Below are 19,771 nucleotides of genomic sequence, written 5' to 3' on the forward strand. Positions count from 1 at the left end.
TGGAGTCTAAGCAAATTTAAACCACATGAAAAATTGGTAATTACAGTACGTAATAAAGATGTCGACATTCTTAATTCAAGTATTAGATCTTTGTTAAAAGCAAATGGTACGCTACAAGGCACAGAATATAGGCGTTCAATATTGGAGAAAGAACGGACAAAGACAACTGTTTTTAGTAAAGTTTTTAGTAAAGTTGAAAACTGGTTTAAGTCTATAATCAATGATATCAATGATAGATCTCATGTGAATGAAGAATATTATCATTTTACCGTTAAACCAGAGCAAGAAGCTAAAGTAGAAAAAGTCCAGCAAGAGAATAGCATAAAGCAATATCCATTCAAAGATATTTCTACTCCATTGTTTATGCAAATCAAAGAACAAAGACAGTATGATTATGATGTAACCATTCTGTCAGCAGAAGGAAAAACGATATCAAGTTTTCAGGAAGCTGGCATTGATAGCAGAATGGTATATAGCTCAAATGTAAATAATTTAAAGTATTATCAGCCATTTCAAGGAGAAAAGATTCTTATAGCTGCAAATAATGATAAACAAAATAAAGAATATGTAAGCACTATAAACGAGGCTGTAAAAGTACTGACAAGCAAAGGAGCAATTACTAGCATCGTAATTCATTCAGAAGGTGAAGATTTTAACGACATGCTAAAAAATAAAGGAGCCGTAGCTGTTAAGGAGCTTATGATACCTGAAATCATGAAGTTAATTAATACTCAGAACGTAAAAACAGAGTCTGAACAAGTGGTGAAAACTGACATAGCTCAAAAAATTGGACTTAGGAGATAGTTCTTACGATCGAAAATTGAATGTAAGCTATTCATTCACATGGCGAATTACAAAATGAGCTATACATGATAGTTGAGATGGACTTTTGTAATTCGCATTATGTCTATTCGCTAAGGGAATACTGAAAGTTATGTAACTCTTGCAGAATTTGGATCCTACACGAAAACTATCTCAACAATCACTTAGCAATAAAATTATAATTCAAACGGTAAAAATAGCAAATATTTATACCGCAAAACAATTTAGTGACGCGAAGGTGAGGTTTTATATGACTGACAAAATCAATGATTCAAATAATTTCAATAATATTCATAATTCAAAAACAGATATAGAAAATTCTAAAGCTAACAGCTGCAACCACAATGTGGCTGTAAAGTTGATAAATGGTGATATTGCTGATGGTATAGTGCTACTTAGTGATAATAATAGCTTGAGAGCTGATAATACTCTAAAAGAATCAATAAACCAATTAATCAATGATTGGAAGAATAGTAAATTTGAGCTGCAGGATCGTTTGATAATTGCTGGCCATAAAGAAGCTGAAAATATTAATCAACACATCAGAAACTACATGAAGGAAAATGGTGCTCTGAAAGGTACAGAATACAGCATTTTAATTTCAGGAGCTGAATCAAAAAAATATGCTAACTACATGGCTGGAGACCGAATTGTATTTCAAACAAACGATAAGGATTTACAAATACAAAACAGTGAATTTGCAACTCTAGTATCAATTGATGAAAGTAAGTTTGTAGCTAAGACAGATACAGGAAACGAGGTAAGCTTTGATTTGAATAAAATAAGCTTTAAACATGGATATGCTACAACAGTTTGTAACCCACAAACAGCTGTCAAAAAAGATGTATATGTTCTTCATAATAATGGTGTAGGAATAGAAAGTTCTAACATAAGCATGATAGGGAATGCAGAGCAAGTACGGCTGTACTACAATGTGCAAGCTACAAAAAATGTTGCTAACCTAATAGAGCAGCTTAGCACAGCTAAGACAGACTCTATCAATTCAAAAGAGGAGAATAATGATGTTCAAGCAAATGAAGTAAGGCAATATCAATCTGCTCAAAACTATAGAAAAAACGATTATTATTCAAATAGCGAGGAAGAACTACAAAAATTGAGGGATGCAATAGTTGATAGAGCAATAACATAGGAAATAGGTACAATCAGATAAACTTCATTAAGTGTTCTACAGCAATGCTAATATCTTTGAATTGAGCAGTAACTTTTCTTATTTCGTTCTTAATCTTAAACCAATAATGTTCTATAGGAATTAAATCTGGACTATATGTAGGTAAGAATAGAATACTGCAGCCAACCGATTCTATTAATACTTTAATTATAGTGTTCTTATGAAAGTTGATATTATCCATAATTACTATTTGTCCAGGGGCAATTCTTTGATTAATATAGTTTCTACATAAGTTGTAAATATTGCTTTATTACAATTTCCTTCAAATATTACTGGTGCTATAATTTGATTATTACAAAGCCCTGCTATCATACTGACTCTGGATTTATGTTGATAAGCTTCATTGCTATAACATCTAGTACCTTTTATACTCCATCCATATTCTCTACAAGCATTATCCTCCTATATATCGTATTACGACTTATATTGAATATTTTACATGCTTTAACAATTGATGGTCCTTCATCTAGCGCTTTGAATAGATTCATTCTTAAATCATAACTGTATCTTCTTGCCATTATTTATCTATTATTTTTTATACTCTTTTCATATTAGCATATTATGTACCTATTTCCTACGTTCGTGCTATATCTAAATTTGGCAGGAGATAAGGCGAATATTTCAATTAACAGAAGATCTTTCAGTAAAATCAGCGGATCGTTCATAACAATCGCAAAGCGAAATGCGAATGACCCTAATATAACAATTATAGCAGAAGGCGCTGAAACAGCATTGAGCTTGCAGCAATCAGGCATTAAAGGTAATATCATTGCTAGTGCAGGAATTGCGAATTTGAGAAATTATTCACCATTTCCTGGTGAAAAAATCATCATTGCAGCAGATAATGATAGCAAAAATCCTATAACTAATAATACTGTAATTAAAGCTGCAAAAACGTTAGAAATGAAGGGAGCGATAACTTGTATAGTCAAACCACCAGAAAATGGTGATTTTAATAATCTGTTGCAAAGTTGTTGAGACCAGTCAATTAGAGACATTATAGAACCTGAAATTACTAAACTGACTAAGGCAGTTGAAACAACCAAACTTACTCAAACAGAAAATAATAGTATAGCAAAACAAAATGATATTACGAATGTTAAAGAATTGTATAATAAATCATCATCTCTATACTACTTTAAACAAGAAGAGGAAGCTAAGGTGGAAACGATAGTAGTTAATAAATATTCAGAAAACCATACAGGAATTTATAGTTCAAAAATCTTTAATAATTCATAATTTAAGGGCAAATATGGTTTTTGATGAAGAGACTCAAAAATCCTGGCCTGCACTCACTATTTTTGTTAAAAATGAAGCAGGTGAAATTACTGTAGCTAAGATATTAACTCTGAATTCAAAAACCTGTAATAAAGCTGATATTCCAGAAAAATCTATTGGTACAATTAGTGGGTCATTTGCTGAAATTGCTCAACAGAATTCAAAATACTCACCTGTAACAATCATTACAAAGGATATTGAAACAGCGTTAACCATTCAACAAGCTGGAGTCGAAGGCAAAATCTTATGTGCAATTGAAGCCGAAAATTTGCAAAACTATAATCCTGGCCCAAAAGAAAAGATCATTCTAGCAGTTAAAAATGACGTAAATACTGAAAAAGCTGAAAAAGTTCTGGAGGATAAGGAAGCAGTAGTCTGTACAGTCAAAAATGACTTCAATAATGTATTAAAAACTCAAGGATTATATGCTGTTAGAAATATTATCAGCCCTGAAATAAGAAAACTTAATGAAAAAATTGAATCAATACAAACTAATATACAACCAGGATTATGTCTGAAAATTTAAAACACGATGGGCTATTTAAAGATTTAATGAATGATCCAAAAGCAGCTCTGGATTTTACAAATGATTTTTTACCAAATGAAGTTAAAAACATACTAGATTTAAGTACTATAAAAGTTGAACAAGAATCGTTTGTTGAAGCTAATTTACGCCGTAGTATGTGTGACGTGCTATTTTCAGTTAAAACAAAAAATAATAATGATGCATTTATATATGTACTTATTGAAGCAGAATTAAGATCTGATTATTGGATCGCGTTCAAATTATGGCAATACACATTATCAATATTAAAAAGGCATAAAAAAGGACTAAAAAAGCGTACAAAAGAACGTGGTAAATTACCAATTGTTGTACCAATTGTAGTATATCACGGATCTGAAAGATTTAATGCTCCAAGAACTTTATGGGAACTGTTTGATGATCCTAAATTAGCTAAAAAATTGATGGGCTCTGAATACTTATTAATCGATTGGCAAGCAATGCCAGATAGTGAAATAAAAAGAAAAGCAACTGCTGCACTAGTTCATTTTATGAAGTATATTCATAATCAACCAGATATAATAGAGTTATGGGCAAAATTTTTTGATACACTACAAGAAATAGCACAAAAAGATAAAGAAAATGGCTTTCTTTACATAAAAGCGTTATTGCATTATACTATAAGTAAGGTTAGTAAAAATGAGCAACCTAGGTTAAAACAATTACTGGATGAAAATTTATCAATTGAGGATAGAAAAAGGATTATGGGAACAATTGCTGCGCAATATATTGATGAAGGCATAGCTAAAGGCATAGCTAAAGGCAGAGCTGAAGGTATAGAGATTGGTGAAACTAAAGGCAGAGCTAAAGGCAGAGCTGAAGGCAGAGCTGAAGCCGCACAAGAGCTTGCAATGAACTTATTAAAAGCTGGCTTTTCAGTTGAATTTATTTCTGAAAATACCGGATTGTCAAAAGAAGAAGTGGTTAATTTAAAAAATAACATAGAGTATTAATTTTTCGAATTAATACTCTACTAACTTAAGTTTTTTGAGCAATTTATATTCACAAACAAAAGCTGTATTTAAGTTTTGTAGCTGCATAGTTAGTTTTGTGATGGGAAAGTTACCGGCAAGCTTTACATAACATGTAAGGTCTGGTAGGTTCATAATTTCAGATGGAATAACTAAAATCTTTTTACGCTCAACATTATTCATATTTACTCCATCTCGCATAGTATTTGATCCATATGACAAGTTCTCTTGAGTTTCAATAATTTCTTGTTCACCTAGTGTTAATGCTGACTTATAAGCTGTAACCTGATCGCTAACTCGAAAAATAAATTTACTATTAAACAAATCCAGCATAGAAGCACATTCAGCAGCCCCATATATTGCTTCTAATTGATGAATGTTCTGCAATCCAGCAACAAAGCAGCCTCCATACTTTCTACTTTCAGCCAAAGCAACTGGTAAAGACGAAACTTTTTGTAGAGCTGGCAGTTCATCAAGTATAAACCACATGTTTTTGTTATCATGATTAGGATTTCTACACATCAAAGCCTTGATAGCTATGCTTATCCAAGCTGAAATAAGTGGGCATAAAGTAGCTCTTTGATTTGGGTTAGCTGTGATAAATAGCCAGCCAGTTTCATTTGAGTTACTAAACCATTCCTTGATGCTAAAACTACCTCCAGGCTTTAAATATTGTAGCGAAGTAATATTCTTTCCAAGAGTAGATTGAATTCCTGCAGAAGTTTCGAGCGCGCTTTCGCTTATAATACCTGATACAGCTGTGTTTCTAAAAGCTTTTGCAAATTGTCTATTATCAGAGTAAATGATTGTATGAATTAATTTTATGATATCTTTATCATCCTGATATAGCTTCAATGCTTCAGACAAAACTAATTCAGCATTTTTAGCAAAAAAGTCATCAAGTTTAGGAGTATAATTACTAAAACTACTCGCTATATCATGAAAATCAGCTGCTTCAAAACAATCATTCCAAGGCAACCATTGTTCACTAGACTTCTTTTGAAACTAGAGAATGATGTAGAATGGTGTTATAAAAATCTAATTTGAAGTAATAATGAAATTAGATCAGATTAAAGAGTTAAAGGATGAAAAATTTCGTCGATTAACAGGAGTAAGGAAGAGGACATTTTCAAAGATGGTGGATATTTTGAGGAAAGCTGATGGTCTTAAGAAATCAAAAGGTGGACGTAAAAATAAGCTCAATTTGGAGGAACAGTTGCTGATGGTGTTAGAATACCTTAGAGAATACCGTACTTATTTCCATATAGGTCAGAACTATGGAATTAGTGAAAGTTCAGCATATAAAGCTGTAAAATGGGTAGAAGACACCCTAGTTAAACACGCAAACTTTGCTCTTCCAGGCCGTAAAGCTTTAATGAAGAGTGATATGAATTATGAAGTAGTCTTGATTGATGATACTGAGAGTCCTATAGAAAGACCTAAAAAAAACAAAAATTCTATTATTCAGGAAAGAAGAAAAGGTATACACTAAAAACTCAAATAGTGGTAGATAAGAAAACGCGCCAAGTAATATGTACAGATTTTTCTAACGGTAAAAAACATGACTTTAGATTATTTAAGAAATCCAAAATTCTTATCCATCCTAAGGTAAAAGTGATTACTGATACAGGATATCAAGGCATACAAAAAATTCACAATAATTCTGAATTACCAAAGAAAAAAAGCAAGAAAAATCCTTTAACTAAAAATGATAAAAAGAATAATCGGTAGATTCGCAGGAGAAAGAGTTGTAAATGAAAACGTTATTGGTGCGCTAAAACGCTTCAAAATTATTGCTGACAAATATCGAAATAGACGTAAAAGATTCTCTCTTAGATTTAATTTGATCTCTGGCATTTATAATTTTGAACTACTTTAACCAGTTTCGAAATAGGTCAACTATTTTTTTCCAAAGGATTAAGCAGCTTATCACATTTAGGATCAAAAAATCTATCAATAAAAGTTCCAGTTGTGTCTACAATTATTGCTCGATCTTTGTGTAATCGAATTTGTGGTAGCAGTTCATTAAGCATATTGGTTTTACCAGTACCTGTTGTTCCAGTAATCAGAATGTGCAGCCTTTCACTATTCTTTACTAATGGCAAGCCTGCAAAACAGATTTTTGAGGCCTTTTTAGCGCTTTTTAGCATTTTAGATAGGTATTTCAGCGCCTCTAATTTTGGCCTTAATAATCGTGTTTTTGCCTTGAGATGTAAAGAAAACAATTGAGATTATCACACCAATAGCAAAAACAATTAAGCTTTCTAACAATGCTGAATTGATTAGGAATTCCCATAATTGCTGTATTTTAAATCCATGTTGGCCTGTATAAAACTCATGCAAAAAGTCTTGAGCATTGAGGTGCATCCATTTTTTAAACCTTAAACTATAAAACTTAATGCCTATTTGATCGATATCATAAAAATGCTCACCAATTGCTAGCTTAAGCTGCACATATCTTTCAATTACAAAATAATACAAACTGCTCAGAAATACTTTTTGATATACCAGAAATAGATTCTAATGTGATATAATCATAAATTGGAAATATATCTCCAATCGAAGATAAAAAGGCTATTTCATGGTTACTAAATTCAGTATTATAATCAAACTTATTTTTTAGATTAGTCAATTGTTGTTTAGCTTTACCTGCATAAGACTGCTCTGGTGATATTGTTATATTTCGTCGCAAGCTTGGATGCAAGCAACTGACATTATCACAACTGTAAATCGAGGCTGATTCTCCGCCTTTTAAATGACTAATCCAACTTTTTTCATCCTGAGCTAATGAGTCATAAAAGTGTACATTATTGTTTGTAACCACGATAGTGCCAGTCATAGACATGATTGAATCATGCATATCTGATGGTATTCCAACCTTTGCTGCTGCTTTAGTGAAGATGTTATAATCATTCTAGCATTAGCTCTGAATCCTTATTTTGTGCTTGTCGCAGAGCTTGTTTTTGAGCTAAATCATTACGACATTTTTTACTAGCAGCAAAATAATCAAATCCACTTTGTGACTGTATATCACGGCAAACAGCTTCTCTCATAGCCCAGTTTCTTGGTAAAGCTGTAGCAAATAATGCTTTTGTTAATTCACAATCTCCTTTGGCAAATTGATTCATCTCCATTGCTAGATTACGCAAGTCCTTGAGAGCGTTCTCAATCTGTGGAGCAAATGTTTTTAATCCTAATGAAAATGCATAAACTTTAGCTTGAGAACCAATGTTTTTCATTAGTTGAACTAATTCTTCTCCAGAAATAACAGAGAAGCTACCAAGATAGGCGTCAATACCGCTACAGCTCATGTTTAAAGATGGTGGAGTTATAGCAAATGGCTGAAAGGATGTTTGGCTTGTTCGAGCAGACAATCCACCAGCTGCATAATATCCAGCCGCTTGATCTTGATATGATCCAGATCTGGTAACATTAACACTCATTCCTTGAAATACATTTTCGATATTCCAAGCTAGTGATACTGGAGCTTGTAGCGAAAATAATGCTGCAATAACATAAACTCTGATTCTGATGCTCATCTAGTCTCCAACTTATGATAATATCTATCGATTGCTAGAATATTGTCGATAATTTTATCTTCAGAAATTATGCCTCTAGCTACTGCATATATTTTTTTACCATCGCTAGCTACTAGATATAACACAGGTACAATATGCTTAGGGTTTAGTTTATTAAGCAACTCATTATTCTTACTGACAGCTAGCAACTGAAATGCATATTTATTAGCAAAGCCATGAACAATAGGCATAAAGGCCTTACAGAGCAAGCAATCTTCTTTAACTTGTAAAATTAATCCCCAGTTTTTAGCAATGTTTTTAAGTTTTGAGTCATTTTTCTGCTCTGATTTTTCTTGATATAGCTTTCTATGTAAGCTATTAGATGGCTCATTAGCATTAATCAGTTGATAATCAAGTAGAGTAGCTAGTTGCCACATAGTAGCAAACTTATGTGCCTTCTCCATGATTTGTTTCTGTAGCCTTTGAGCTGTAATCACATTTTCGAGCGTTGGATTATCAAGCGCTATACGCTGAGCTCGATTAAATTGCTCCTTTAATTCCTCGATTCTATGATCATGGGCCAAATTTATCAACTTAGAAGTAGAGTCATCAAGCTCATGATCATGTTTATCATTGTACCATAAAAACCCTGTAGGCAAAGAGTTAGCAGTAGCTAATTCTATCGACAAGTAACCAAATAGCACTATTATTACCGATAAGTGTATTGCATTCATTCTCTCAATCCCAAGGGATACCACTATCATAGTTCATCCACCATTGATCTTCAGCATTGGCTATTTCTGCAGTATCTTTTTTTGAAACAGGTAAAAGATAATCTTCAATATTTTTTATATGATTTTTAAAAAATTTTCTCATTTCTTCTTTAGTAATCACACGGCTAGATCGTATAATGGCTTGTTGCCAAATAGAATGCAAATGTGTTAAGTCACGTAAATAAGATGCTGTATGTTCACCATAAGAAGAATATATTTTATAAATCACCTCTTTTTGTTGCCTAGTATAAATACTGAAATCTATTTCTCATGGAGCAGGAATTGCATTAGCTTCAAAGCCGCCAAATAAAGAACGTAAATGCCGTACTACAGGTCCATTTTCCCAGGCTTCAATATCTTCTTTAAAAAGAGGCTTATCAAATAAAGCTAGATGCATACCTTGGGCAAAATACACTAATTTTTGCAGTTTTAATTGAGTTATTACATCTCCTGCTTCTCTATCAACCAATACTAGAAAATAGCTAGCAACATCAAAACAACTCAATAACTCACCCTTTTGTTGTATAGTCATGATTTTATTATTATATCTTATGACTATTTTATAACAATTTGTATCACAAATAAATCATGATAATGCCTTATAATACCTGCTTATTACAGATATCATTTAAAAATCAAGATTACTTTTTAATACCTGCAATTTTTTGTTTGAGATATTTATTAACTGGTATGCCAGTACATTATTATGGTCATATTTAATAGCTAGATTACAACTTTCTATTGCTTCTTGATATTGTCCTAATTCATATAAACCAACTCCTTTATAAACATAAGATACTGCTAAATCTGGTTTGTACTTAATAGCTAAATCAAAATTTTCTATTGCTTTCTGAAATTGTCCTAATGTACCTAAACAAACTCCTTTATAAACATAAGCTTCTGAATAATTAGGTTTATACTTAATAGCTAAATCATAATTTTCTATCGCTTTCTGCAATTGTCTTAATTTACCTAAACAAACTCCTTTATTAAAATAAACATCTGCATGATTAGGATTATACTTAATAGCTAAATCGTAGTTTTCTATTGCTTCTTTATATCGTTCTAATTCACCTAAACAAAATCCTTTATTAACATAAGCTTTTGCATAATCAGGTTTATACTTAATAGCTAAATCGTAGTTTTCTATTGCTTTCTGAAATTGTCCTAATTTATCTAAACAAAATCCTTTATTACAATAAGCTTCTGCCAAATTATGTTTGTACTTAATAGCTAAATTATAATTTTTTATTGCTTCTTTATATCGTTCTAATTCACCTAAACAAAATCCTTTATTAACATAAGCTTTTGCATAATCAGGTTTATACTTAATAGCTAAATCAAAATTTTTCATTGCTTCTTGATATTTGTTTAACTCAAGAAATGAAATTCCAACATTAAAATGTTTTTCTGCTAATATAGCTTTATCCCGAATTAATTTCTGTTGTACAGGTTGATTGTTGTTTCGTTTTGCTGCAATGGTTGTATTTAACAGTGTTAATAATAAAACAGCTGTTATATATTTTACAAATTTCATATGATTATTAATTCCCCTTTAAATTTTTGATTAGCTACTGAACACCAAATAATTACTAAATTATAGGTGTTACAATTAATCCTTCTTTTATATTTTTTTTCAGTCTTATCAATAAGACTATCAGAAATTCTATTAATATTCTTTATTTTTTTTATTATTACAACCAGTTATAACAAATTATGTTGCATTAAATACGTGTGATTTTCTATAGGTAAAGGCATTGATATAAAGTCAATAGATACCGTGATAAGAATCAAGAAAAGAAATAATAATTTTATAAAAAAGATGTAAGTTTTTATAAAATTATTATTTCTGATTGATTAAAACATTAGGATTAAAAGGAGAATTATGCTTTAAAACACCATAAATGATATGTAATAACTTACGCATAGCGGCAATAAGGATAAGCATTTTGGGTTTGCCAGTATCAGACAAACGTTGAGAAAATTGCTTGATAATACAATTATGTCTTAAGGCAGACATAGCAGGCATATAAAAAGACTTACGTAGATCTGAATTACCAGTTCTAGAGATTATACTAGCCCCCCGCACGGAACTGCCAGATTGACGATGCTTAGGATTAAGACCTACAAAAGCTACAACTTGTTTAGCAGAACTAAATTTCTCAATATCTGCTAAAAAAGCAAGAACTACAGCCTGTGTTTTTGCTCCTATGCCTGGTATTGACTCAAGTAACATAGCCTTATTATGAAGATCTTTGTTATTTTTAATATGGTCATTGATTAGTTGTTCAATTTCTTTAATTTGTGTTTCAAGAAATTCAATATGCATTTGAATATTATTAGCAATTGCTTTAGAAGCTCCTTCTAATCTATTTGTTTCTTGTGTTTTATGCTTAATTAAAACATTCAGGCGATTAACTAGCTGCTGTAGTTCTTGAATATAAAGAGGCTGTGGATACCATGCTTCCGGTTTCATTGCTTTGCAAAAATCTGCTATTAATACACTGTCTGCTTTATCTGTTTTTGTACGACTAAGTTTACTCATTGCAAAACCTTTAATACGGGCAGGATTTACTACGCTTACTTTATAACCATAATCGTACAGATATTTAGCTAAATTTTTCCAGTAGATACCTGTTGCTTCCATACAAACATGTCCAGTTCCTCTGCTTTTTAACCATGTTACTAATTTGTTAAACCCTTCAGAATTATTATTAAATTTTCTTGTTTGAACTTTATTATTAATTAACACAGCTGCATCAAATGTCTCTTTAGAAACGTCAATTCCTACAATTATACTATTCATAATCACCAAATTTTATGTTAAATATCTCAAAACCAACCTTGTAAATACAGAATTTTTAGCCTAAGAATACTGTCGGGTTTTTTAGTTATTCAAAAAAAAAGCTAATTCTTATCTTGATTACAGGCTATTAGCCTAAGGAGCAGACTTGTATACTAGCTTTCTTTTGTGTTATTACTATAACTTTTATTTTATTATAACTTCTAGTAATAAATAATACTATTTAACTTAATAATTCTAAATTAGCCATTAAAAATTTATGCTCTTCTTGTAATAAAGTGCTCTGCTTTGAGGAAGTTACAGCATTAATTTCCTCAATTCTAGCTTTTATTTTGAGTATATCTATGTGCATACAATTCATTACAAACATTGAAATTATATCTACTACTTGAGAATCAACTTTTGCTATTCCACCGCTAATAGTAAAACGATCAATATTTCTATCATTATAATGAACCTCTACTATTCCAAATTTTAATACAACTAGCATAGGTAAATGTTGAGGTAAAACTGCTAACACTCCTTCCAAACCTGGAAGTACTAACATGTCAACAGTATTATTGTTGTATATTATTTTTTCTAAAGCTAAAATTTTAACTATAAGCGTTGTTCCATTTATAGGTTTCATAATGTTTTAGATTTTTCAATGGCTTCGTCAATACTACCAACCATGTAAAAAGCCATTTCTGGCAAATCATCATATTTCCCATCAATCAACCCTTTAAATCCATAAATTGTATCTTCTAAACTAACAAATCTACCTTGTTTACCTGTAAACACTTCCGCAACATGAAAAGGCTGAGTTAAAAACCTCTGTATTTTTCTAGCTCTCGAAACAATTCTTTTCTCATCATCTGACAATTCATCTACACCTAATATAGCTATTACATCTTGTAACGACTTGTATGTTTGCAAAATTTCTTGTACCTGAGTAGCTACTGAATAGTGCTCTTGTCCTATTACACTAGCATCAAGAATTTGTGAACTACTATTTAACGGATCAACAGCTGGATAAATACCAAGCTCAGCAATTTTACGACTAAGAACTGTAGTAGCATCAAGATGTGCAAAACAAGCTACTGGAGCTGGATCAGTTAAATCATCAGCTGGCACATAAATTGCTTGTATTGAAGTAATAGCACCAAATTTTGTCGATGTAATCCGCTCCTGTAAACTTCCTATATCAGTAGCTAGGGTAGGCTGATAACCAACTGCAGACGGAATACGCCCTAATAATGTAGATATTTCTGCTCCTGCCTGAGTAAATCTGAAAATATTATCAATAAATAATAGAACTTCACCTTCGTTCATATCGCGAAATGACTCTGCTATTGTTAAGCCAGTTAATGCTACTCTAGCTCTTGCTCCAGGAGGCTCGTTCATTTGCCCAAACACCAAAGTAACTTTAGAATTTTCTAACTTATTAAGATCAATTATATTAGATCCAACCATTTCTTTATATAAATCTCCACCTTCTCTAGTACGTTCTCCAACTCCAGTAAAAACTGTATAACCTTTATAAGCCTTAGCTACATTGTTAATAATCTCCATTATTAACACAGTTTTACCAACTCCAGCACCACCAAAAAGGCCAATTTTCCCTCCACTAATATATGGTGTAAGTAAATCTATTACTTTAATACCAGTAATTAGTATTTTTCTAGAAGTAGATTGATTGATAAACTTTGGAGCATCTTTATGTATTTGCGAAAAGTTGTCGCATTTAATTGGACCTAAATCATCTATTGGTTGTCCAACTACATTCAATATTCTTCCTAAAATTGATTTACCAACTGGTACTTTAATTTGTTCTCCAGTATCAATTACTTCAGCTCCTCTAAATAATCCATCAGTTGAGTTCATAGCTAGACATCGTACTATATCATCTCCTATGTGTTGTACAACTTCCAGAACTATTTTTTCATTATTAATAGTGCACTCTAAAGCATTTAAAATATGTGGTAAGTCTTTACCTGCAAAACTAACATCAACAACAGCTGAAACTACTTGTACAACCTTACCAACTTTGGATTGCTGTTTATATTTGGCTTTTAACTTCATTGGTAAATCGAAATTCGTTTAAAGTATACGCTCAGTATAATATGCTTTATACTATGCTACAATAGAAAAAATAACAAATATAAACAATTGTAAATTAGATTTTCTGCAAAATACAAAACAAAATTTAGGGTATGTATGCTTCTAATAAAGTTAAGGTAGAGAAGAGATTGCAATAACGGTAGCATCTGCAAAATGCCATATGCATTAACTCTATAAATCTGTTATAGCTTACTATCTTTGAAAAGTCTTTTTTATAATGTGTACTCAGACAATATTAATAAAAATCTTTAATTTTAGCTATATCATAACTAGCCCTAGCTAAAAAACTATAATTTTTTATTATAATCATAATTCATTGTAAACACTTAAAGTCTTGCTTTGCATTTGTTGTAAAGAAAATTGCAATAATGTAGATTGCCTTGCTTGCTTGCGCATAGTTTGCATTTTATTACTAGTTAAATTTAGTAGTACATACTTAATTTTCTCTGATAAATCCTGTACATCAGATGCGTTAATATGAAACCCTGTAACTTCATCAGCAATAGTTTCCATGGTACTACCAATATTGCTAGCAATTATAACTTTTTCCATGGCTTGAGCTTCAACTATAACACGACTAAAGGCTTCTGGCTCAATTGAAGGGCAAAGAACAATATCAGCTAAGGCATATAATTCTGGTAAATGAGCTGTAGATCCAAAAATTTGAATTTTGCTTTGCAGCTTATAATGCATAATCTTCTTTTTTATTTCATTAGTAAAATTACGATTAGATAATATATCTCCAGTCATGATACAATAAAAATCGCAATCTTTGATTGCATTTAATGCTTCAATCACAACCTCATGACCTTTTCTCTTAGTCATTTTTGCTGGTAACAATATTACACAAGTATCTTTCGGAATATTATACATTGCCTGGTATTGCTCTAACTTTTTTTGTGAAATATTTTTAGGATTAAAGTATTCTAAATCAATGCCACGATGTATTACTCTAATTTTTTCCTCAGGCACATTGTAATATTTTATAATATGATCTTTCACAAAGTTTGAAACTACAATAACTATATCGCCTTTAACCAGAATACTGTTATACATTTTCTTAATTAAAGTAGAAAAATTATAAAACCCATGAAAGGTAGTAATAAATTTAATTTTAGTCTTACGAGCTGCAAGATATGAGCTAAAAGCTGGAGCTCTTGACCTAACATGTATTATGTCTACTTTCTGTTGTTTTATGATGTCAGATAGTATTGTATGATTATACCAAATAACAAATGGATTTTTACTTGCAGTATTTACTAGATAATGTGTGCTGCCAGTATTATTTAACTGCTCAAGTAGTACTCCACCAGATGATGCTACTAAGGATTTATAGCCACTTTGTACCAAATAGTTAGCAATGTCAATAGTACTACGCTCAACACCAACATTTACGAGTGATGGTACGACTTGTAAAATTGTTTTTTTATGGTAAGTTATACTCATAATATTTTTCAATCTTTAATATTGATACTAAATAAATGCATAAAATTTATACCTTAGATGATGGTAGGTTTATTGCTTACAGGCAACATAAAAGTCAAAAAAACAGTTTAATTAATATTATTTTTCTCCATGGTATGATGTCCAACATGTCAGGTAAGAAGTCTAGTTATTTATATCAACTATGTCAAGAAGAAGATCTCAACTTCTTAGCTTTTGACAATTATGGTCATGGTAATTCTTCTGGTCGATTTATTGATCAAACCATTGAGAGTTGGTTTGATGCAACTCGCGCTATTATGTATCACACTAGCAATAATTTTAAAAATATTATTGTTGGTTCAAGTTTAGGAGGCTGGTTAGCAATACTAGCTGCTATTAAAAACGAAATTGAAATTAGTGGAGTAGTTGCTTTAGCTCCTGCAATAGATTTTACAGAAACTTTAATTTGGAATAAGCTTACTGAAAAAAATAAAAACATTATGATTCATACCGGATATATTGAATTGGGTGGAACAGGAAATACGTGTAACAATAAGTATCATATAAGTTATAATCTAATATGTAATGCTAGGAAATATTTATTGTTAAATAAACCTACTATTAATATTCAGTGTCCTATTGCTATTATTCATGGTATGCAGGATCAAGAGGTGCCATATCAAGGATCTATAGATCTAATTAATAAAGTTCAAACTCATTATTCTACTCTTAAGCTACTAAAATATGCCGACCATTTTCTTTCAGATTCTGTTAGCTTAAGTCATATATCTTATGCTATCAAGGAAATTATTAATGCCAGATTAGTGTAATGAAGAATGATTAGCGAGTAACCGTTCCTTAATTGAGTATATAAAAAAACATCTACATTTAGAGCATACTAGACATCGTTCTCTTATTAATTGTTTTATATATAATCGCTTCTCTTGCTACTTATTCTATCTCCAAACTTAATTCCAATCTTATCTCATGTTCGTTTTCTTCTACTCCAGTATTCTGCTCTAGCATTTATAATTGTATAGTACAACAGAAGTGTTAATAAACGTAATAGAAAAACATTTGCCAAAAATGGTTTATCTTAAACTTATTGCTTTATTTGAGCACGATATAGTTCTAACTAGAATAGTCATAGGTTTTACGTTTACTATACCTAGATTTTAACTTATTTTTTGTATCAAACTCTTGTTTAAATTAAAATAAGAAATCCATATAATATATTTCATTATGCTGCTGATGAAGAATAGTTCTGTATACATGAATATTTTCTAATACCCTTTGTACATAATTTCGTTTGTTAGATGGAATAATTTCTATCCAGTCAATCACTTTATACTTATCATCTTTATATTTACATGGATCACCATAAATTTCTATCCACCCCTTCATTCCTGCCCGGCCTCTAACTCGAGATGGACCAGCATTATACGAAGCAGTAGCTAATACATATGAACCATCATTAATATCTAGCATTCTTTTCCAGTAGTGGCTACCAAGCTTAATATTATAACTAGGATCAGTAATAAGCTTAGTAGCCACATATGGAATTTTTAGAAATTTAGTAGCAACATCTTTTGCTGTTGCTGGCATTATCTGCATTAATCCTTGATCATTAGATGCTCCAATAGCTGATGCATCAAACATTGATTCATGCATAATAACACTGTACAATATGTCCTTATCTATGTAGGAATCTATCATGTTATATGGTGTTGGATAAGAATAGTGAGTAGGGAATAAAGCTTCACATTCAGCGAATTTAATTAATTTTGCAACATAAGAAACGTCTTTTATACCAGTTAATTCTTGTATATTAATTAGTCTGTGTATAATAGCGTACATTTCGGTATTATTACAAGCGTGCCTGATAGCTTGTACTGCATATACTTTTGATAATTCTGGTAAATTATTACTTAGTAACATCTCAGCAGCTGTTACGCATTCAATATCGCTAAACTCAATATTGTCTATGTTAATTTGCAAATCAGAGAATAGTGGCAACACTTTATTCTCAGTTTCAAGAATAGCTAATTGTCCATAAAAGGTATATGGATACTGAGTAGCTTTTTTATAATAATCCTGAGCAATTTGACTGTTTCCTGCTACTTGATTAGCTCTACCTAGCCAATAATATGATTTTGATATATCTATGGGTTTTGTAACTTGTTGTGCCATGTTAGTAAAATAAGTAATAGCATCAGCTGAATTATGTAAAAACCTAAGAGCAATCCAGCCAGCTAGCCAATTATATTCGATAGAAGTATATACATCATCCACTATAGCATTCTTTATAATGTTATATGCAGCAGAGTAATTATGTGTAGCTAGCAATCCTTTTGCAGCCTCTGATCTTAATTGCCACCATAATTTTGAAGAAAATAAAAAATTATCTGTAATTTTTGACTCCAGAACCTGAGAAAAAAGTTGTTCTAGTTCAGAGCTATAATCATTATTTTTCAATTTATATGTTAAAATGCTATACAATACTTCATTTTTATAACGCTGAGTTGTTGGTAACTGTGCAAATAATTTCTCTGTATTATTATCATTACTAGCTGCTGCAATCATAAAATTCAAAACTTGTTGATTTAGTTTTTTTTTACCAGCCTTGCTTAACAAAACTTTAGCATTAGGTATTTTATTTGTTAATATAAACTGTGCGATCTTAGCATAATAATAGTCTATTGTTAACAAATCACAAAAATTATCTAAAAAAGGTATTATATAGTCAGAATCACAAAACTTCCAGGCAGTATGTATTATCTTATTTCTTATGTCCAAATCTGTTATAAGCTTATAAGCAGCTAAAGCATAATAATAATAGCCTTTAGCTGTTTGAGGAGGGGTTTTATTAAACCATCTAATTATTAAGTTTTGATCAGTAAAATGGTTAATAACTTTTTCTGCGCGTTTAGCTATATGATTTTTTTGTGGATGATTTGGATTAGCTTGTAAAAAAGCTATAATATCTTCAAATGTTATGCCAGTGTCAGAATACAGAAATTTTTGTGCTAAAGCTATCTTATATAAAATTTCATTGCCAGAATTTTCAGCTGTCAATACAGCTTCGTTCCACTGTTTATTTCTTAGATGCTGATATGTTATATTTTCATAGGAATCTTGAGCGCATACTGAGTACAATAAATAAATATTGATAATAACAGTAAAAAAGGTTAACTTAATGATTTTCATATTTAATATCCAACTCTAGGAATATATACAAAAGAATATCTATGTATACAGTATTTGTTTTTCCTGGTCAAGGAGTACAATTTGTTGGTATGGGAAAAGATTTATATGATAATTTTCCTGTAGCTAGAGATGTTTTTCATGAGGTAAACGATATTATTGCAGAAAAATTAACAGATATTATATTTAATGGGCCTATCAGTACTCTAACATTAACTAAGAATGCTCAACTAGCAATTATGGCAGTTTCAATGGCAATAATTAGAGTATTAGAGCAACAAGCTACTATGGAATGTTATCACATGGCAGATTATGTAGCTGGACATTCTTTGGGTGAATACAGCGCACTGTGTGTAGCTGGTGCTTTATCATTAGATGAAGTTACGAAGATACTCAAGGTTAGAGCTGATGCTATGCATGCTGTAGCATCTAGATGTGATGGTAGTATGGCAGCTTGTCTTGGTGTTACCATGAAAGAATTAAATCCAATTCTTGACTATTGTTCCACTATAGGAGTCTGCGAAATTGCTAATGACAATATATTGGGACAAATAGTTATTAGTGGTCATACTACTGCAATTAACTTAGCAATGAATATGTTGCATGCTCAAGGCAAGAAAGCTATCAAATTAAACGTAAGTGGTCCTTTTCACTGTTCACTAATGGCAGAGGCTACAAGCATATTTAGGCAAGCTATTGATAAAGTAAATATTAAACCTACCAAAATGATTATTGTTGCTAATTACAGCGCTAATATTGTTACTACGCCTATTGATATTAAAAATTGCCTAATAAGACAGATTGAAGGGAAAGTAAGGTGGAGGGAAACTTTAGATTTACTACAACAAAAAAATGTTAGTAAACTAGTTGAAATAGGTCCTGGCAAAGTTTTAATTAATCTAGCCAAAAAAGGACAATATACTTTTAAATGTAGTAGCATCAATTCAATATTTGAAATTGATGCTTTCTTAAATAATATATAACGCCAGTTTAGGATAAGAAAAAGCAGGGAAAGCATAATGTAAAAGGTCTACGAGAGATAATGCACAATTAAATTATGCGATATATTTAAATATAATTTCAATTAATAACAGTTTATTTATTGCTTATATTTCTACAAGTATTA

Annotated in this window: 16 protein-coding genes and 7 pseudogenes; 10 read left to right on the forward strand and 13 right to left on the reverse strand. The window is 31.1% G+C overall.

The features are described 5' to 3' along the window. Positions 1-141: 141 nt before the first annotated feature. Together DK405_RS16195 and DK405_RS07415 are read left to right on the forward strand one after the other, a co-directional pair. Positions 142-804: pseudogene (locus DK405_RS16195) on the forward strand (conjugal transfer protein TraA); the annotation flags it as partial. 268 nt (positions 805-1,072) lie between these two features. After that, positions 1,073-1,972: a hypothetical protein gene (locus DK405_RS07415; protein WP_064613337.1), complete on the forward strand. Its 900-nt coding sequence runs from the start codon at positions 1,073-1,075 to the stop codon at positions 1,970-1,972. Between the two features lie 13 nt (positions 1,973-1,985). On the opposite strand, the pseudogene DK405_RS07420 reads toward DK405_RS07415, so the two are convergent. Beyond that, positions 1,986-2,529 (reverse strand): annotated as a pseudogene (locus DK405_RS07420) (IS630 family transposase). A 64-nt stretch (positions 2,530-2,593) separates the two neighbouring features. Here DK405_RS07420 and DK405_RS14245 point away from each other — a divergent pair. From DK405_RS14245 to DK405_RS07430, 4 genes are all read left to right on the forward strand, one after another. After that, a complete protein-coding gene (locus DK405_RS14245; RefSeq protein WP_231967700.1) occupies positions 2,594-2,989 on the forward strand; it encodes a toprim domain-containing protein in 396 nt (131 codons plus the stop codon). 129 nt (positions 2,990-3,118) lie between these two features. Next, the gene (locus tag DK405_RS15085; protein ID WP_269459346.1) at positions 3,119-3,250 is read left to right on the forward strand and encodes a hypothetical protein; all 132 of its coding nucleotides are present in this window, start codon (positions 3,119-3,121) and stop codon (positions 3,248-3,250) included. Between the two features lie 13 nt (positions 3,251-3,263). Continuing rightward, the gene (locus DK405_RS14250) at positions 3,264-3,815 is read left to right on the forward strand and encodes a hypothetical protein (protein WP_064613344.1); all 552 of its coding nucleotides are present in this window, start codon (positions 3,264-3,266) and stop codon (positions 3,813-3,815) included. After that, complete coding sequence (locus tag DK405_RS07430; protein WP_064613346.1) at positions 3,800-4,804, forward strand: Rpn family recombination-promoting nuclease/putative transposase; 1,005 nt, start codon at positions 3,800-3,802, stop codon at positions 4,802-4,804. The genes DK405_RS14250 and DK405_RS07430 overlap by 16 nt, the downstream gene beginning before the upstream one ends. A 9-nt stretch (positions 4,805-4,813) precedes the next feature. On the opposite strand, the pseudogene DK405_RS07435 reads toward DK405_RS07430, so the two are convergent. Next, a pseudogene (locus tag DK405_RS07435) lies at positions 4,814-5,812 on the reverse strand (type IV secretion system DNA-binding domain-containing protein); the annotation flags it as partial. A gap of 64 nt (positions 5,813-5,876) precedes the next feature. Here DK405_RS07435 and DK405_RS07440 point away from each other — a divergent pair. After that, positions 5,877-6,701 (forward strand): annotated as a pseudogene (locus DK405_RS07440) (IS5 family transposase). A gap of 19 nt (positions 6,702-6,720) precedes the next feature. Here the strand turns inward: DK405_RS07440 and DK405_RS15465 are convergent. The 10 genes and pseudogenes from DK405_RS15465 to DK405_RS07495 form a co-directional block, all read right to left on the reverse strand. Further along, positions 6,721-7,330, reverse strand: a pseudogene (locus tag DK405_RS15465) (type IV secretion system DNA-binding domain-containing protein); the annotation flags it as partial. After that, positions 7,323-8,361, reverse strand: a pseudogene (locus DK405_RS12805) (conjugal transfer protein TraH); the annotation flags it as partial. The pseudogenes DK405_RS15465 and DK405_RS12805, both read right to left, overlap by 8 nt. After that, positions 8,358-9,074, reverse strand: a complete 717-nt coding sequence (locus tag DK405_RS07465) for a conjugal transfer protein TraF (RefSeq protein WP_109510747.1) — start codon at positions 9,072-9,074, stop codon at positions 8,358-8,360. The pseudogene DK405_RS12805 and the gene DK405_RS07465, both read right to left, overlap by 4 nt. 4 nt (positions 9,075-9,078) lie before the next feature. Continuing rightward, complete coding sequence (locus DK405_RS14255; RefSeq protein WP_231967701.1) at positions 9,079-9,342, reverse strand: Panacea domain-containing protein; 264 nt, start codon at positions 9,340-9,342, stop codon at positions 9,079-9,081. Between the two features lie 39 nt (positions 9,343-9,381). Then, entirely contained in the window at positions 9,382-9,645 is a 264-nt protein-coding gene (locus DK405_RS14260) for a Panacea domain-containing protein (protein ID WP_081420611.1), read from the reverse strand. Positions 9,646-9,741: 96 nt separating this feature from the next. Further along, a complete protein-coding gene (locus tag DK405_RS07475) occupies positions 9,742-10,650 on the reverse strand; it encodes a tetratricopeptide repeat protein (protein ID WP_081420610.1) in 909 nt (302 codons plus the stop codon). Between the two features lie 306 nt (positions 10,651-10,956). Further along, positions 10,957-11,925 (reverse strand): IS110-like element ISOt5 family transposase, encoded by a 969-nt coding sequence (locus tag DK405_RS07480; protein WP_081420588.1) that lies wholly within the window; start codon positions 11,923-11,925, stop codon positions 10,957-10,959. A 214-nt stretch (positions 11,926-12,139) separates the two neighbouring features. Then, positions 12,140-12,544 (reverse strand): FoF1 ATP synthase subunit delta/epsilon, encoded by a 405-nt coding sequence (locus tag DK405_RS07485; protein ID WP_045912186.1) that lies wholly within the window; start codon positions 12,542-12,544, stop codon positions 12,140-12,142. Beyond that, on the reverse strand, positions 12,541-13,977 hold the full coding sequence (gene atpD / locus DK405_RS07490; protein WP_045912187.1) for a F0F1 ATP synthase subunit beta: 1,437 nt from the start codon (positions 13,975-13,977) through the stop codon (positions 12,541-12,543). Before atpD ends, DK405_RS07485 begins: the two co-directional genes overlap by 4 nt. 345 nt (positions 13,978-14,322) lie before the next feature. Next, complete coding sequence (locus DK405_RS07495) at positions 14,323-15,462, reverse strand: glycosyltransferase family 4 protein (protein ID WP_052691625.1); 1,140 nt, start codon at positions 15,460-15,462, stop codon at positions 14,323-14,325. Between the two features lie 35 nt (positions 15,463-15,497). Here DK405_RS07495 and DK405_RS07500 point away from each other — a divergent pair, with 35 nt between their 5' ends. Both DK405_RS07500 and DK405_RS15815 read left to right on the forward strand, forming a co-directional pair. Next, entirely contained in the window at positions 15,498-16,271 is a 774-nt protein-coding gene (locus tag DK405_RS07500) for an alpha/beta hydrolase (RefSeq protein ID WP_045912189.1), read from the forward strand. 10 nt (positions 16,272-16,281) lie between these two features. Then, positions 16,282-16,498, forward strand: a pseudogene (locus tag DK405_RS15815) (hypothetical protein); the annotation flags it as partial. A gap of 152 nt (positions 16,499-16,650) precedes the next feature. Here the strand turns inward: DK405_RS15815 and DK405_RS07510 are convergent. After that, positions 16,651-18,516: a lytic transglycosylase domain-containing protein gene (locus tag DK405_RS07510; protein ID WP_231967708.1), complete on the reverse strand. Its 1,866-nt coding sequence runs from the start codon at positions 18,514-18,516 to the stop codon at positions 16,651-16,653. 173 nt (positions 18,517-18,689) lie between these two features. Between DK405_RS07510 and DK405_RS07515 the strand changes: the two genes are divergently transcribed. After that, the gene (locus DK405_RS07515) at positions 18,690-19,628 is read left to right on the forward strand and encodes an ACP S-malonyltransferase (protein WP_045912191.1); all 939 of its coding nucleotides are present in this window, start codon (positions 18,690-18,692) and stop codon (positions 19,626-19,628) included. Positions 19,629-19,771: the final 143 nt, after the last annotated feature.

This window comes from Orientia tsutsugamushi, from assembly GCF_900327275.1.
In the GTDB taxonomy this organism is placed as follows: Bacteria; Pseudomonadota; Alphaproteobacteria; order Rickettsiales; family Rickettsiaceae; genus Orientia; species Orientia tsutsugamushi.

Bases quoted from the DNA above. Each gene is read 5' to 3' on its own strand.
- DK405_RS07415 (WP_064613337.1), top strand. From the start codon at position 1,073: ATGACTGACAAAATCAATGATTCAAATAATTTCAATAATATTCATAAT.
- DK405_RS14250 (WP_064613344.1), top strand. From the start codon at position 3,264: ATGGTTTTTGATGAAGAGACTCAAAAATCCTGGCCTGCACTCACTATT.
- DK405_RS07430 (WP_064613346.1), top strand. From the start codon at position 3,800: ATGTCTGAAAATTTAAAACACGATGGGCTATTTAAAGATTTAATGAAT.
- DK405_RS07465 (WP_109510747.1), bottom strand. From the start codon at position 9,074: ATGAATGCAATACACTTATCGGTAATAATAGTGCTATTTGGTTACTTG.
- DK405_RS14260 (WP_081420611.1), bottom strand. From the start codon at position 9,645: ATGACTATACAACAAAAGGGTGAGTTATTGAGTTGTTTTGATGTTGCT.
- DK405_RS07475 (WP_081420610.1), bottom strand. From the start codon at position 10,650: ATGAAATTTGTAAAATATATAACAGCTGTTTTATTATTAACACTGTTA.
- DK405_RS07485 (WP_045912186.1), bottom strand. From the start codon at position 12,544: ATGAAACCTATAAATGGAACAACGCTTATAGTTAAAATTTTAGCTTTA.
- atpD (WP_045912187.1), bottom strand. From the start codon at position 13,977: ATGAAGTTAAAAGCCAAATATAAACAGCAATCCAAAGTTGGTAAGGTT.
- DK405_RS07495 (WP_052691625.1), bottom strand. From the start codon at position 15,462: ATGAGTATAACTTACCATAAAAAAACAATTTTACAAGTCGTACCATCA.
- DK405_RS07500 (WP_045912189.1), top strand. From the start codon at position 15,498: ATGCATAAAATTTATACCTTAGATGATGGTAGGTTTATTGCTTACAGG.
- DK405_RS07515 (WP_045912191.1), top strand. From the start codon at position 18,690: ATGTATACAGTATTTGTTTTTCCTGGTCAAGGAGTACAATTTGTTGGT.